Origin of the sequence: Psychrobacter sp. P11G3, assembly GCF_001435845.1 — a bacterium.
GTDB lineage: Bacteria > Pseudomonadota > Gammaproteobacteria > Pseudomonadales > Moraxellaceae > Psychrobacter.
In genome coordinates this window covers 1,452,062-1,467,512 of sequence record NZ_CM003596.1, presented here as the reverse complement: position 1 = coordinate 1,467,512, position 15,451 = coordinate 1,452,062, and the positions used below count along the sequence as shown (strand labels likewise).

At 41.8% G+C, this 15,451-nt stretch carries 11 protein-coding genes; 6 read left to right on the top strand and 5 right to left on the bottom strand.

Annotation, left to right across the window (positions count from 1 at the left end):
* The first annotated feature begins 47 nt into the window (after positions 1–47).
* The 3 genes from AK824_RS06025 to AK824_RS06015 all read left to right on the top strand — a co-directional run bounded on the left by AK824_RS06025 (position 48) and on the right by AK824_RS06015 (position 5,307).
* The gene (locus AK824_RS06025; RefSeq protein ID WP_227511213.1) at positions 48–824 is read left to right on the top strand and encodes an ABC transporter permease; all 777 of its coding nucleotides are present in this window, start codon (positions 48–50) and stop codon (positions 822–824) included.
* A gap of 445 nt (positions 825–1,269) precedes the next feature.
* Positions 1,270–2,967, top strand: coding sequence for an AMP-binding protein (locus AK824_RS06020; protein ID WP_057759765.1), 1,698 nt, complete (start codon positions 1,270–1,272; stop codon positions 2,965–2,967).
* Positions 2,968–3,606: 639 nt separating this feature from the next.
* Positions 3,607–5,307 carry an AMP-binding protein gene (locus AK824_RS06015; protein WP_057759762.1) on the top strand — a complete coding sequence of 567 codons (1,701 nt, stop codon included), beginning with the start codon at positions 3,607–3,609 and terminating at the stop codon, positions 5,305–5,307.
* Between the two features lie 89 nt (positions 5,308–5,396).
* On the opposite strand, the gene AK824_RS06010 is transcribed toward AK824_RS06015, so the two are convergent.
* The 5 genes from AK824_RS06010 to sohB all read right to left on the bottom strand — a co-directional run bounded on the left by AK824_RS06010 (position 5,397) and on the right by sohB (position 11,184).
* Positions 5,397–6,098: an SDR family oxidoreductase gene (locus AK824_RS06010; protein WP_057762449.1), complete on the bottom strand. Its 702-nt coding sequence runs from the start codon at positions 6,096–6,098 to the stop codon at positions 5,397–5,399.
* A 286-nt stretch (positions 6,099–6,384) separates the two neighbouring features.
* Positions 6,385–7,149, bottom strand: a complete 765-nt coding sequence (locus tag AK824_RS06005) for a histidine phosphatase family protein (RefSeq protein ID WP_057759759.1) — start codon at positions 7,147–7,149, stop codon at positions 6,385–6,387.
* Between the two features lie 48 nt (positions 7,150–7,197).
* Positions 7,198–8,442: a phosphotransferase family protein gene (locus AK824_RS06000; RefSeq protein ID WP_057759756.1), complete on the bottom strand. Its 1,245-nt coding sequence runs from the start codon at positions 8,440–8,442 to the stop codon at positions 7,198–7,200.
* A gap of 253 nt (positions 8,443–8,695) precedes the next feature.
* The gene (locus AK824_RS05995; RefSeq protein ID WP_057762447.1) at positions 8,696–9,946 is read right to left on the bottom strand and encodes an acyl-CoA dehydrogenase family protein; all 1,251 of its coding nucleotides are present in this window, start codon (positions 9,944–9,946) and stop codon (positions 8,696–8,698) included.
* Positions 9,947–10,203: 257 nt separating this feature from the next.
* Positions 10,204–11,184, bottom strand: a complete 981-nt coding sequence (gene sohB / locus AK824_RS05990; RefSeq protein ID WP_057759753.1) for a protease SohB — start codon at positions 11,182–11,184, stop codon at positions 10,204–10,206.
* A 374-nt stretch (positions 11,185–11,558) separates the two neighbouring features.
* Here sohB and aspS point away from each other — a divergent pair, with 374 nt between their 5' ends.
* The 3 genes from aspS to AK824_RS05975 all read left to right on the top strand — a co-directional run bounded on the left by aspS (position 11,559) and on the right by AK824_RS05975 (position 15,435).
* On the top strand, positions 11,559–13,385 hold the full coding sequence (aspS, locus tag AK824_RS05985) for an aspartate--tRNA ligase (RefSeq protein WP_057762445.1): 1,827 nt from the start codon (positions 11,559–11,561) through the stop codon (positions 13,383–13,385).
* A 67-nt stretch (positions 13,386–13,452) separates the two neighbouring features.
* Positions 13,453–14,484: a lysophospholipid acyltransferase family protein gene (locus AK824_RS05980; protein ID WP_082624583.1), complete on the top strand. Its 1,032-nt coding sequence runs from the start codon at positions 13,453–13,455 to the stop codon at positions 14,482–14,484.
* A 150-nt stretch (positions 14,485–14,634) separates the two neighbouring features.
* Complete coding sequence (locus AK824_RS05975; RefSeq protein ID WP_057759750.1) at positions 14,635–15,435, top strand: hypothetical protein; 801 nt, start codon at positions 14,635–14,637, stop codon at positions 15,433–15,435.
* Positions 15,436–15,451: the final 16 nt, after the last annotated feature.

Below are 15,451 nucleotides of genomic sequence, written 5' to 3'. Positions count from 1 at the left end.
TACTATAATTATTTCCTAAATAAGCTCATATGAGTGGTACGAATGATATGCAAATATTTCTCACTTACGGTGATATCGCGCTTGCTAGCAGCCTAATTATCATTGTATTACTCATCTCTTGGCGCTTACGTTTAAAACTAAGCAAGACCCTTTTGATAGCGGCATTTCGTACGATCATACAGCTGAGCTTTATTGGGCTAATACTGGCGTGGATTTTTGCACGCGAACAATGGTATGAAGTGCTACTTATCTTAACGGTCATGACTTTAATTGCAGGAAGTGCCGCCAAAAATCGCGTTAAACGTAGTTATAAGGGGTTATTAACAGATACGTTATTGGCAGTCGGTATCTCAGCAATACTAGTAACGGCGATTGCGATTATAGCGATTTTGAATGTTAAGCCTTGGTATACACCGCAATTCATTATTCCTATATTGGGTCTGATATTAGGGAATTCTCTAACTGCCATTTCGTTGACAAGCAATCAATTGATTGAATCCTTTCATGAGCAATCTGGACGTATCGAGATGATGCTCAGTCTATCTGCTAAGCCATTCGAAGCCGTCCATGAGCAGATAAAAGCAGCTATCACTAATGGCATGACTCCAACCCTGAACTCTATGCTAGTCGTCGGTATTGTTAGCTTACCAGGCATGATGACGGGTCAAATTCTAGCGGGCGCCGATCCCACTCAAGCCGTACGCTATCAAATAGTCACTATGTTCCTGATATGTGTCAGCAGCACGCTTGGCTGCACCATCAGTGCCTTACTCATTTATCGACGTTTCTTTAATAAAAAAGATCAATTCATTTTACCGCAATAATTTTGGCATCTACATTCGTTTGTATTTTATCAGCTTACCAATATTAGTTATCTAATCCTTCATTTATGAGATAACAAAGTCAATATATTCTTATAAGTTAATATATGTACTGATCAGTATCGCTTACTGTTATTGTTTTAGACTAAATTCATGCTAATGTATTGCTCAAATGTATCGTTTTTTTGATACTTTATTGGTAAGCAGCAGATAAATAGTTTTAGAACGAACATTATTTTTATTTATTTGTTTTATTTGATGCTTTATATAAATATTTATTAAATAAAATGTTGTGACAGCAGCAAAAAATTAGCTATTAATCAATAGACAGGGATGCTATTGAATGTGGGATATATCACTTATTTAAATGGTGTTCTGTACTACTGATAGATTGACAACCACCTTTTCAAAATACTTTAGCCTATATCAAATCGCAAGGATGCTAACTATGATATCGAACAAACCTTGGCTTTCTCAATATCCAGCCGGTGTGCCAAAAACCATTAATCCCGATAGATATAGCAGCATCATGGAGCTGTACGAAGAATGCTTCGATCGCTTCCGTGGACATCCGATGAGCATCTGTATGGGAGTGACTCATACTTATGGTGATATTGATAACGCTTCGATGGCAGTCGCTGCTTGGCTACAGAACCAAGGTTTGCCAAAAGGTAGTGTCGTCGCTCTCATGATGCCAAACGTTCCACAGTATCTACCAACTATGATTGGGATATTGCGTGCAGGCTACGTTTGTACCCCTGTCAACCCGCTATATACTGGCCGAGAATTACGCCATCAGCTTAACGATTCTGGTGCCCAAGCAATTTTTGTGGTCGATAACTTTGCCCAAGCGCTTGAGCAAGTCATTGAAGAAACGGCTATCAAACGTGTCATCCTATCGAAAATGGGCGATATGATGGGTTTGAAAGGCATTTTGGTCAATACAATTATTCGTCAGGTCAAACGCTTAGTACCCAAGTACAATCTTAACGACCCTAAATACCATGTCACTAAGCTTCCTGAAGTATTGAAAAAAGGTAAAAACCTACCTTTTCAGCAACCAAAAATGTCTTTGGACCAAAAAGCATTTTTGCAATACACAGGTGGTACCACAGGACTTTCGAAAGGCGCTATTTTGTCACAGCGTAATATCGTAGCAGCAGCGATGCAATCAGAAGCATGGACTCGCCCTATCACGTCAGAAATCAACGAAGTGTATATCAATATGGTGATGGCACTGCCGTTGTATCATATTTTTGCATTTATGCTTAGCCTACTTGGTATGCGTTCAGGCTATACCTTTATACTAGTACCTAATCCACGTGATATTCCTGGATTTGTTAAAACCTTGTCAAAACAGCCGTTCCATATTTTCCCTGCGGTCAATACCCTCTTTAAGGGATTGCTCGATAATCCAAACTTTAAAGATTTGGACTTTAGCGCTTTGCGTATCTCACAAGCTGGTGGTATGGCGGCTACTGAGCAAACTGCGAAGCGCTGGTTAGAAGTGACTGGCTGCGCGATGATCGAAGGTTGGGGTATGACAGAAGGCGTTGCCGTCGGTACCGCCAACGTTATTACCAATCGTGAGTTTAATGGTACTATCGGTGTACCAGCCCCTGGTGTCGATGTCATTATTATCGATGAAGATGGCAGGCATGTAGGTTTAAACGAAGGGGGCGAGCTATGTATTAAAGGCCCTAACGTAACCTCTGGATATCTCAATAGAGACAGTAGTGCTGATTTTACTAGTGATGGTTATTTCCGTACTGGTGATATCGTCAGCATGGACGACAAGGGTTATATTAAACTGCTAGATCGTAAGAAAGACATGATCTTGGTTTCAGGATTTAACGTATTCCCGAACGAAATTGAATCTGTGATGCTTGACTGTGATGGTATTCTTGACTGTGCGGTAATTGGCATTCCTGATAGTCATCAAGGTGAAGCGGTTAAAATATACGTAGTACCTGAAGACAATAATGTTACCAAAGAAGTGATTACAGATTTTGCGCTAGACAATCTAACGGGTTATAAGTGTCCACGCCACATTGAGTTTGTGAGCGACCTACCAAAAAGTAATGTCGGTAAAGTACTGCGTCAAAAATTGCGTGAAAAACACAATGCAGACTACCCGCAAGTATAAATAGAGACAATTTCTAAAAAATTCTAAAAACATGAATTTATTTTTACTAAAGGCATCTTACAGTAATTGTAAGATGCCCTTTTGTATATTTATTTTCTGTCATTCAACTATAAAATTTCTCTATTATAATTACTACAAATCTACTTTTATATCCAATTATATGACATTTTTTGAATAAATTTCATGTTAATTACTTGATAAGAAAGTAAATTATTTGTCTAGGTATTTTCTGATTATTCAACATATATTATTTCATTTATCAAATTTAACTGTAAACTATCAAGTTCTTGTATAAGAATAACAGACACGGTTGTAGTTATGTTAATGTATTGCCAAAATGTGTCACTATACTTTCTGTTATTTTGATCTTATATAGTTATGACTAATATCGATTGATTAGCAGCATTACTAGTAGCTATTTTCATTACCAAAACATTAACTGTTTTTTAATCTGATGAGATATTTATGCTCTGTGATTAAATCAAGCTTTATAAGGGCCCCGTATTTTAGCAGTATGTGAACATATAGGATAGCACTCGACAATTTCTTGCTAACGGAACAGCGATTTAAATTGTTGACATGGATGTGACTACTTTTTTATAGAGCCTTAATTTATTTTAATATTTAAGGACGCTAATCATGACTGTAGATAAACCTTGGCTTGCTCAATACCCGGAAAACGTACCCAAGACGATTAATCCTGATCAGTATGAAAGCCTCATAGAGTTATATGAAGAGTGTTTTAACCGCTTTCGTATGCATCCGATGACTATCTGTATGGGTGTTACGCATACTTATGGTGATGTTGATAACGCTTCACTGGCAATAGCAGCATGGTTACAGGCTCAAGGTTTACCTAAAGGCAGCGTAGTGGCTCTTATGATGCCAAACGTTCCCCAATATCTACCAACTATGATTGGTATTCTACGTGCAGGTTATGTTTGCACTCCAGTAAACCCACTATATACGGGTCGCGAGTTGCGTCACCAATTGAATGACTCAGGTGCTCAGGTTATCTTTGTCGTTGACAACTTTGCTCAAGCACTTGAGCAAGTTATTGAAGAGACCAATATCAAACGTATCGTGCTGTCAAAAATGGGCGATATGATGGGTCTAAAAGGTATTTTGGTCAATACGGTCATCCGTCAGGTCAAACGCTTGGTTCCAAAGTACAACCTAAACGATCCTAAGTATGACGTTACTAAGTTCCCTGAAGTTCTAAAGAAAGGTAAGAATCTACCGATTCAAGCACCAAAAACCACCCTACAACAGAAAGCTATTTTGCAGTATACAGGTGGTACGACTGGACTATCTAAAGGTGCTGTCCTAACACAACGTAATGTCGTCGCTGCTGCTATGCAATCAGAGGCATGGTATCGTCCTGTGACCTCAGGTATCAATGAAGTATATATCAATATGGTTATGGCCTTACCGCTATATCATATTTTTGCCTTCATGCTGAGTCTACTTGGTATGCGTTCAGGTTATACCTTTATCCTAGTACCTAATCCGCGCGATATGCCAGGGTTTATTAAAACGTTATCAAAACAACCGTTCCATATCTTCCCTGCCGTAAACACTCTATTCAAAGGGTTACTTGACCAGCCAAACTTTAAAAACTTAGACTTTAGTTCATTACGTATCACTCAGGCTGGTGGTATGGCGGCAACTGAGCAAACCGCAGCACGTTGGTTGGAAGTAACTGGCTGCCCTATGGTTGAAGGTTGGGGTATGACGGAAGGCGTTGCGGCAGGTACTGCTAACGTGATTACTGATCGTAAATTCAACGGTACTATTGGTATACCTGTTCCTAGTGTCGATATCATTGTAGTAGATGACAATGGCAAACGTGTGGGCCTAAATCAAGCAGGCGAAATGTGTATTAAAGGCCCTAATATTACGTCTGGTTACTTTAATAAAGACAATACCAATGATTTCACAAGTGACGGCTACTTCCGTACGGGTGATATTATCAGTATGGACGAAAAAGGCTATATCACCCTACTAGATCGTAAGAAAGACATGATCTTGGTTTCTGGATTCAATGTATTCCCTAACGAAATCGAATCCGTTATGCTCGACTGTGATGGTATCGTCGATTGCGCAGTAATTGGTATTCCTGATGACCATCAAGGCGAAGCGGTTAAAATTTATATCGTACCCGCCGATAATAATGTCACTAAAGAAGTCATCAAAGAATTTGCGCTGGACAATTTGACTGGTTATAAATGTCCACGCCATATTGAGTTTGTCAGTGAATTACCAAAGAGTAATGTTGGTAAAGTACTGCGTCAAAAGCTGCGTGAACAGCATATGTCAAATAATCCTCAAACGTTGTAATACTTACCCTGCTATTTCAGAGCAAATAGAAGAAGCCCACTACAATAATAGTGGGCTTCTTCTTTTCTGCCTTAGGAAAACCAATTCGATTAACTTAGTTTATTCATTACCTGTAATGGCAAGTGCTTCATCGCGTGACTGACCATGGACCAAGGTAGGCTCGGCACACAGGCTTCATCCACACCCGCTTCGATAGCTGCGACAATAGCTTTAGTACCAGTATCTGCATCGACTTCAAATGGTAATGGCTTAGAGCCTTCGTTGATTTCGGTGCGAATATAGCCTGGGTAAATTGTAGAAACCTTAATAGGAAGATTGGTCAAAAGCATATCAGCACGAATGCCTTCTGCTAAGTGAGCCAAACCAGCTTTACTTGCACCATAGGTTGTCAAGTGTCTAGGTAATCCACGCATGGCTGACATGCTCGATATCACCACCAAATGCCCACTATTCTGAGCACGGAAGATATTCATAGCGGCTTCACACTGTGCCAGTGCTGCTACAAAATTGACATCAGCAGTGCGACGGTTGGTTTCAAAATGCCCTTTACCAATGCGGCGACTATCACCAATACCTGCATTAACCACTACTCGCTCAATGCTACCGAAATCATCTGCAAAAGCATCAAACACTTGAAAAACCGTATCATAATCACTTACATCTAGTGCTTGGTATTCGACTCGGATATTAGGATACTTGTCCATCATTTCCGATTTTAGATGCTCTAAACGATCAGTGCGACGCGCACATATGGCCAAGTTATAGCCAAGGCTAGCAAACAGTCTGGTCATACCCTCGCCCAGACCTGAACTAGCACCTGTGATAAGCACCGTTTTACCTGTGCCTACTTGCTGCTTACTCAGGTCTTTTAGATAGCTTGCAGGTCGAACCGCGCCTACTATCTGGTTTTTGCTATGGCGCGCACTTTTAGCAACCAATTTTATTAATTTATTTTGCATGTACCGTCCTTTGTATATCGATATTGCACAGAATCAAATTGGTATTTAGTATAAACGTCGATAAGGCTTATACTTTAAGTAGGTATGACACTACATTATTCGCAAACCATGTGTAAATTTATCGCCATGTCACAAACGGTTTGCCATCAGAGAATAAATGACTATATTCATTCAAAGACAGCAAGCGAGAGCTTTGATTCTTTAAAGTAATAGAGGTCACCCCCGTATTGACCAAGCTTTTATTCAGCTGATAAGCGGTCTGACTGCCTTGTCGCAATAACTGGGCAGTGATTGCAGCAATGACACCACCTGAAGTGAATACGAGCACGGTGCTGTCCTGATCTAAGCTCATGCTTGCTGCTTTTGTACGTACTTGTTCAAGGGCTTGCTGTGCACGATTATTAAACTGGGGCCAACTTTCAAGATAGTCTTGATCATTATCACCAGCATGCCAGCGCTGCATCGCTTGATCAAATAGCTCAGCCAGTCGTGTCGCTGGCGATTCTGCTTTGGCGATTTCAGCTGAGATGTCAGATCGATTGCCAGATGCCTCTGCTGACTTAACAAACACGTCTTTATGATTAAATTCATCAAATTGCGGCAGAATATAACTATCAGGCTGATCAAAGTTGATTGCGGGCGCAACAGCTGTGCCATTGCTATTACTGGCATGTACAGATGACTGGTAACGCTCCCAAAAATGACGTGCTGAGTCTTGCTGCCGAACCAACCTACCAGTAAATATGGCATCGATGCGGCGCTGCGTAGCTGCATAGTGCTGACCTAACATTTGTGCCTGAACAGTGCCTAGTTCTGAGAGTTGATCATAGTTTTCTTGTCCAAAAGACGCTTGGCCATGACGTGCTAAAAGTATGGTTGTCATAAATTATTACCTTTTATCATATTTGCTAAAGTACAGTTTGCTGAATACTTACGCTTCAGGAGAGTCAGGTGCTTTTGCAAAATAACCTTTTGGTAAAATACTTTTGACCACTTTTTGAACAGGGCTTGGTAACTGCTCGATAGCAGCAGCATCTACGCCTATGTCTTCTAAATGCGGCTGAACATGTGCATTGAATAAAGCTTCGCCTTCATATTGTGCAATTAATTTCAAACATTTAGCATGCATAACATGTATAACGAGCCAAGCGTTTTTGAACGCTGGATTGGTGGTTTGCTTATGATAATAACGATAGTAGATCTGTTGAATGATACCTGAGAGGCGGAACAATCCAAACACTTCATAAAAGGTCCAATTCTCTATCTCTAAACCTGACTGTTTTAGATAATATTCAACCACTTCATCGCGCGTCATCATGCCTTCTAAATGTGTTGGCTGACGACGGAACTGCTGCATGATGATATTATCATCTTCTTCAATCCAGTAAGCCAACGCACTACCCAAGTCCATCAATGGATCACCAAGGGTTGCCATCTCCCAGTCGAGCACGCCAATAACTTTGGTCGGCTCATCTGCATCAAGTATGACATTGTCAAAGCGCCAATCATTATGAATGATACAAGTTTTGCTATCAGCTGGTGTGTGCTTAGCAAGCCATTGTCTAACCAGTGCAAAGCTCGGTACGTTTGGTGTCTTAGCTTTAACGTAACGTTTATCCCAACCACTAATCTGACGTTCACAGTAGCCTTCACCGCGGCCCAAATTGACCAAATCAGGATGCTCGGTATAGTCTATCTGGTGTAGCTCTACCAGAGCGTCTAATACATTGGTGCAAAGCAGACGCGTTTGCTCAGGATTTAGATCGATACCTTCTGGTAATTCTGCACGAGGGATAATACCTTCCATCCGCTCCATCACATAAAAGTCAGCGCCGATAACAGCTTCATCCGTACATAGCGCAATCATCTCAGGCACATAAGGATATGCATCTTTTAACGCTTTTTGAACGGTGTACTCACGCACCATGTCATGGGCAGATTTTGCCTTGGTACCTTTTGGTGGACGACGTAATATGAGGTCTTGGTTTTTATCTTCACCCTCATACTGTAGTCGATACGTCCAGTTTGATGCGCCGCCTGAGAACTGAGTGACTGTAGGCTCGCCTACCACGTCGACACCTTGATCGCGAAGCCATGCGCTTACTGCTTTGGCATCAAGCTCTTCACCTTCGCGTACGGCACCGCCTTTGTCTAGTACTTTATTATCAGTTGCCATGAGACATTCCTTATCATGTGGTCATTTATTTTTATAACAGATATGCGAGCTAGTTCTCAATTCAATTTATCTCATTCTTCTCAATATTTTTGAAATAAGGACTCGCTTTAGTGATGAAAAATTCACTACTAAGTCGTTAATAGTGAATTCTTAATTAGCTTGTTGATTGGTTTATTCTTGATAGTTGCGTGAGCAAATCAAAACTAACTCACACAACCGTTTGTTAAGATTAAGATTAAGATTAAGATTAAGACTAAGCTTTGTCAGATTTAGCAGAACGACTAAAGCCCTGACGTTTTAACTCTAATTTAGCAATCATGGTTTTATGTACTTCATCTGGACCATCTGCCAAACGTAGTACACGTGCTTGCGCGTAGAAATTCGGTAGCAAGGTATCTTGACACACGCCCATACCACCATGAATCTGAATCGCCATGTCGACTACTTCTTGTAGCACAGTTGGCGCGACTACTTTAATAGCAGAGATTTCAGTCAATGCTTTTTTCGTGCCTTGAGCATCCATTTTTTGTGCTGCGTATAATGTTAGCAAGCGTGCTTGGTCAATTTTGATACGGGCATCGCTGATACGCTCAAAGTTACCACCCAATTGTAGTAATGGCTTACCAAAGGCAGTTCGTGACATGCCACGCTTGACCGCTAATTCAAGAGATTTTTCGGCAGCACCGATACAGCGCATGCAATGATGAATACGACCTGGCCCCAAGCGACCTTGCGCAATCTCAAAACCCTTACCCGGCCCACCAATAAAGTGACTGACGGGCACACGTACATTATCAAAGCTGATCTCACCATGACCGTGCGGCGCATCATAATCGCCAAACACTTTAAGCATACGTTTGATATTCACACCCGCAGTATTGACTGGTACCAGTACCATCGAATGCTGATGATGACGATCTGCGCTTTCATCCGCGGTATAGGCCATAACAATCAAAATATCAACCGCAGGATCGCCAAGGCCCGATGACCACCATTTGCTACCGTTAATGACAATTTCATCACCATCGACCACAGCAGTTGCTTGCATATTGGTGGCATCGCTTGAGGCCACATCAGGCTCAGTCATACAAAACACAGAGCGTGTCTTACCTTCTAGGATTGGGGTAAGCCACTTGTCTTGCTGCTCTTGAGTACCGTAGCGCCATAACAGCTCCATGTTGCCGCTATCAGGGGCATTACAGTTAAATACATGGGGTGCTAGCAAACTACGACCAGTCAATTCTGCGATAGGCGCATAATCAGTGACTGACAGTCCTGCACCTAGTGTGTCATCTGGCAAGAATAAATTCCACAAGCCCTCTTCACGCGCTTGCTTGCGCAAATTTTCGTAGGCTTCTGGCCATTCCCAGTTTTCCCAATTACCATCAGGGTTTTTTTTATGACAATCTTCCCAGAATTGGGCTTCGATAGGCTCAATATTCGTTTCGATAAACGCTTTGACTTTGGCATGCATGGCTTGACCATGTTCTGTTGCGGTAAACATTAAATTGTCGTTAGACATAAATGACTTCCTTTTCTTTATTGATTGTCTGAATCAAATGTTGATAAAAAGCTCTACTAGAACTTTAGTGCACGCACGTATACTGTTTTCCGTGTGCTACATTTATAACACAGCAATTGTCAATAAACAGCAAAAAGGCGCGACCAGCTAGGCCACGCCTTTTACAAAATATAAACAATGTATCTAAAAATTCTAAGCACTAACATACCATTATTTAACTATCATAATGATAACTAAAATTATTTCAGAATATTTAGGCGACTATTCAAATCAAAACGTGCAAGTGCATCAGGTAATTTATCTACAGCCATACTCAGTGTCGCTTCTGCTGCCTGAGCCAATCCTAACTTTTCTGCTAACGTCGGCTTCTGACGTGAATATAGTGCGTATACTTCGTTGTCTTCCATACGCTCTAAAATATAACTGTCTGAAGTTTGTAGACTATCAATTAAGTTAAGCTTTAACGCATCTTCGCCATACCAATGCTCACCCGTAGCTACTTTGGCAACATCAAGTGTTGGACGATACGTGTTAACGAAATGCTTGAATAGCTCATGCGTCTGCTCTAGCTCTTCTTGGTATTTGGCACGGTCTTCGGCATCATTCTCACCAAATACAGTCACCGTACGCTTATAGTCACCAGCGGTAAACATCTCATAATCGATGTCGTGGTTTTTTAGCCATTTGTGGAAGTTTGGCAGCTGTGACACTACACCGATTGAACCAATGATAGCGAATGGCGCGGCTATTACCTTGTCTGCAACGCAGGCCATCATATAACCACCGCTTGCCGCCACTTTATCAACACAGACCGTCAGTTTCAGACCAGCATCTTTTAGGCGAACCAATTGTGCTGCGGCCAAACCATAACCGTGTACCAAACCACCGCCTGATTCGAGACGGACGATAACTTCGTCACCTTTATTTGCGGTACTAATTAGAGTACTGATTTCTTCACGCAAATGTTTGACCGCAGTTGCTTTGATATCACCGTCAAAATCGAGCACAAAAACTTGTGCCTTGTCATCAGTATGTTTTTTCTTATTTTTAGTTTTTGCTTTTAATGCTTGCTTGGCTTTTTTGGCCATGACTTTTTTGAACTGTTTGAGGGCAGCTTTACCTTGGGTGGCTTCCATCAAATCTTCACGGCGCTGCTTTTGAGCATCATTTAAGTGCCGTATTTTAAGCTCGACAGGGTTTTTAGGGGGATGAAATAGCATGGTTACAAATCCTCAAGTCAGTAAATATATTGATATGGCTGTTTTTATTAGCGTGCGGTTGATATGTGCACACTAAGCGGTGTTTTCAAGCATGATGACAATATTTAACCCAATATAAATAACGCAGAATAAATACCTCAGATACTTACAGACTCCCGTTCTTTGATTGAACTCAGCCGGTTGTATAACAAAGGCAGATTAGGCATAATATGCGTTTATATCAAATTTTCTGCAGCCAACGTGATGACCATATGTCTTAATCGCGTTGTTTGTGTGTTTTTTTTGCAAATAGCTTGAAACGCACAACAATGGCTGCATTATTGTACTTCGAATTGGGCTGATAACTGGATAACCATATTATGACGCAAAGCACTATGACGCATAGCGAATACCGAGACGAGTATTGCGGAGCCGTAACCGAGAGCTTGCTTGAGCAAACCATTAGTATCGTAGGCTGGGTACATCGTCGTCGCGATCACGGTGGCGTGATTTTCTTAGACATGCGTGACCGCGCTGGTATCTTACAGGTCGTGGTCGACCCTGATACCCCAGAAGCTTTCGCAGCAGCTGATGCTGTACGTCCTGAATACGTGCTAAAGATAACTGGCCGTGTACGTCGCCGTTATGAAGGTACTGAAAATAATAATATGACCAGTGGCCAGATTGAGCTATTGGGCAAAGAAATTGAAGTACTGGCTAAGTCTGAAACGCCACCATTCCCATTGAATGACGAAAAAACGACTGTATCTGAAGACCTGCGTCTAAAGTATCGTTATCTTGATATGCGTCGTCCGCAAATGCAAGAGCGTATGGTGTTCCGTGCCAAGGCAACGTCAGCGATTCGTCGTTATTTAGACGACCATGGTTTCTTGGATGTTGAGACGCCTATCTTGACTCGTGCAACGCCTGAAGGTGCGCGTGATTATCTTGTACCATCACGTACTCGTCCAGGTAACTTCTTTGCCCTGCCGCAGTCACCACAGCTATTTAAGCAATTATTGATGGTGTCAGGTTTTGACCGTTATTATCAAATTGCTAAATGCTTCCGTGATGAAGATTTACGTGCCGATCGTCAGCCTGAATTTACTCAGGTGGATATTGAGACTTCTTTCTTGAACGAAGAAGAAATCATGAACATCAACGAAGGTCTTATCAAGCATTTGTTTAAGACAATGATGGACGTTGAGTTTGAACAGTTCCCACGCATGACTTACGCTGAAGCAATGCGTGACTACGCATCAGACAAGCCTGACTTACGTATTCCTCTAAAGTTGGTTGACGTTGCAGACTTGATGAAAGACGTTGACTTCAAGGTATTTGCTGGCCCTGCAAACGATCCTAAAGGTCGTGTGGCTGCCCTACGCATCCCTGGTGGCGCATCATTAAGCCGTAAGCAAATCGATGCTTATACCAAATTTGTTGGTATTTATGGCGCACGCGGTTTGGCTTATATCAAAGTCAATGACGCTAGCAGCATCAACAACGGTGTGGATAAAGAGTCTGGCCTACAGTCTCCAATCATCAAAAACATGACTGATGACGTACTTGTGAGCTTGATCGAGCGTACTGCTGCAGAAGATGGCGACATTATCTTCTTTGGTGCGGATAAAGCCAGTGTCGTGAATGATGCGATTGGTGCATTACGCCAAAAAATCGGTCTAGATCTTGAAATGACGACTCGTGAATGGGCACCGCTTTGGGTAACTGACTTCCCAATGTTTGAAGAGACTGACGATGGTCGTTGGACATCGATGCATCATCCGTTCACCAAGCCTAAAGGCTCAGTTGAAGAGTTGAAAAACAACCCAGAATCTGCCCTTTCTATCGCTTATGACATGGTATTGAACGGTACTGAGATTGGCGGTGGTAGCTTACGTATCAATACTTATGATATGCAACAAGCTGTACTTGAAGCATTGGGTATTGGTGAGCAAGAAGCTGAAGACAAATTCGGTTTCTTACTTGATGCGCTAAAATTTGGTGCGCCACCGCATGGCGGCCTAGCATTTGGTTTGGATCGTTTGATTATGTTGATGGTTGGCGCAAGCTCTATCCGTGACGTTATCGCCTTCCCAAAAACCAAAACGGCTGATTGCCCATTGACCCAAGCACCTGCTGGCGTTGATAGCAAACAACTACGTGAGCTTGGTATTCGTGTGCGTGAAAAAGCACAAGCTGATACCAGCAAGCCTGCTGAATAAATCGTTTGATGATGCGCGGTTGCTGTCTACAGTGCTTGTTACGTGATTCATTACCATGTGAGTGGTCATGAATCCGTATCATATTTTCAAAGTCGTGCCATTGTCTGTATTGCAGATGCTGGCACGTTTTGTTGCGTGGGTTATCATTAAGATACCCAGTCTAAGTATCATGCGTACCATTCAGATCAATATGGCGCTGATTACTCATACATTGCCTGAGCAGCAAAAGCGCACATTGACCAAAGACATTATTTATCATCAATGTCTGACCAGTATTGAATCTATAAAAAGTTGGGCGATGCCACCTGAGTGGAGTATCGCTCAGATTCGTGATGTCCATAATAAAGACATTTTTTTAGAGGGTCTTGCCAATCCAAATGGCATGCTTGCTATCGTACCGCATCTCGGCACTTGGGAGATGATGAATGCTTGGCTCAACCAGTTTGGTGCGCCAACCATTATGTATAAGCCGGTTGACGGCAAATTCGCTAACGAGTTTATCCTTCAGGGTCGAGCACGACTTAACGCGACTTTGGTACCTACTGATGGGAGCGGCGTCAAAGCTGTGTTTAAAACGCTCAAGCAAGGTGGTTTTAGTATTGTACTGCCCGACCACGTTCCAGAACCATCAGGCGGCGTTGTCGTTCCGTTCTTTGGTATCAAAACATTGACCAGTACCCTTGCCTCAAAATTGGCGAGCAAAACCAAATGTGCGTTGGTTGGCTTATCTTGTATTCGCCGTACTGATGGACGCGGTTTTGATATCTACTGCTACAAACTCGACGATCCAGCCTTGTATGACCGTAATGCTGAAGTAGCGACTCATGCTCTCAATCAGGCTATGGAGCGTATGATTACAGACAACTACAGTCATTATATGTGGGGCTATCGACGTTTTAAGCGTATACCAAACTTAGGCAACCCTTACCGAAAAGATAAAGAGACTTTAGAAGCCTTTATTCAATCTCACCATTCTAACGTTTCTAGTCGTTCTGATAGCGATATCAACGATAGCATTAAAAATGACAACGTTAAAATCGACAATGTTAAAAACGATAGTACTGTTAAAAGCGATAACACTAAGCTCGACAATCATTAGTCATCATTAAACTAACGTTGCACTATTTAGACATACCATCAGTTTAAACGTATCATCAGTCATAGCTATGCTAATATTGGCTGGACTCTATATTCTTTTACTTTTATTAATCCTTCATTTATCTGACTATTATCTTAATACGAGTGCATTATGACATCTGACGTAACTAAGACTTCATCTACAGATCCTAATCAGACAAGCACCAATGCTGCTGAACAGCGTTATATAATCTGTATGAAATGGGGCGACAAATATGGTCCTGAATACGTCAATCGTCTCTACAACATGGTTAGTCGACATCTAACCTTAGATTTCCAAATGGTTTGCTTGACCGATGACAGCACAGGTATTGACCCTGCGATTGCCTGTTATCCTATACCCGATATGGATTTACCAGCAGGTCCTGAACGTGGTTGGAAAAAACTGACTACTTTTAAACCTGAGCTGTATGATTTAAAAGGTGTGGCCCTATTTTTAGACATTGATATCGTCATTGTTGATAATATCGATGCGTTTTTTACTTACCAAGCAGAGCATAAAGACAGTGTCATCATTATCCGCGACTGGAAAAAACCCTGGCGCATGATTGGCAATAGCTCTGTTTATCGCTTTAATATTGGCATGAATACCTATCCTGATTTGCTGTCCAATTTTGAGCGAAACTTTGAAACCATTCGCACCCAAGTACGTCACGAGCAGGCCTATCTCTCTAACTATTTGCGTGAGCATCATCACCTAGAGTATTGGGATAAGACATGGTGTGTCAGCTTTAAGTACCAATGTATTGCGCCGATTCCTTTTAACTTTGTACGCACACCCGCTCTGCCGGATGATGCCAAAATCGTTATCTTCCACGGTGAGATTAACCCGCCCGATGCGATTGCTGGTAGTGGCGGTAAATGGTATCGACATGTGAAGCCAAGCCCATGGTTAAAAGACCATTGGCAATAAATGCTTAGTAATTAAC

Coding starts and splice junctions, on each gene's coding strand:
- AK824_RS06025 (WP_227511213.1), top strand. CDS start 48: ATGCAAATATTTCTCACTTACGGTGATATCGCGCTTGCTAGCAGCCTA.
- AK824_RS06020 (WP_057759765.1), top strand. CDS start 1,270: ATGATATCGAACAAACCTTGGCTTTCTCAATATCCAGCCGGTGTGCCA.
- AK824_RS06015 (WP_057759762.1), top strand. CDS start 3,607: ATGACTGTAGATAAACCTTGGCTTGCTCAATACCCGGAAAACGTACCC.
- AK824_RS06010 (WP_057762449.1), bottom strand. CDS start 6,098: ATGACCAGACTGTTTGCTAGCCTTGGCTATAACTTGGCCATATGTGCG.
- AK824_RS06005 (WP_057759759.1), bottom strand. CDS start 7,149: ATGACAACCATACTTTTAGCACGTCATGGCCAAGCGTCTTTTGGACAA.
- AK824_RS06000 (WP_057759756.1), bottom strand. CDS start 8,442: ATGGCAACTGATAATAAAGTACTAGACAAAGGCGGTGCCGTACGCGAA.
- AK824_RS05995 (WP_057762447.1), bottom strand. CDS start 9,946: ATGTTTACCGCAACAGAACATGGTCAAGCCATGCATGCCAAAGTCAAA.
- sohB (WP_057759753.1), bottom strand. CDS start 11,184: ATGCTATTTCATCCCCCTAAAAACCCTGTCGAGCTTAAAATACGGCAC.
- aspS (WP_057762445.1), top strand. CDS start 11,559: ATGACGCATAGCGAATACCGAGACGAGTATTGCGGAGCCGTAACCGAG.
- AK824_RS05980 (WP_082624583.1), top strand. CDS start 13,453: ATGAATCCGTATCATATTTTCAAAGTCGTGCCATTGTCTGTATTGCAG.
- AK824_RS05975 (WP_057759750.1), top strand. CDS start 14,635: ATGACATCTGACGTAACTAAGACTTCATCTACAGATCCTAATCAGACA.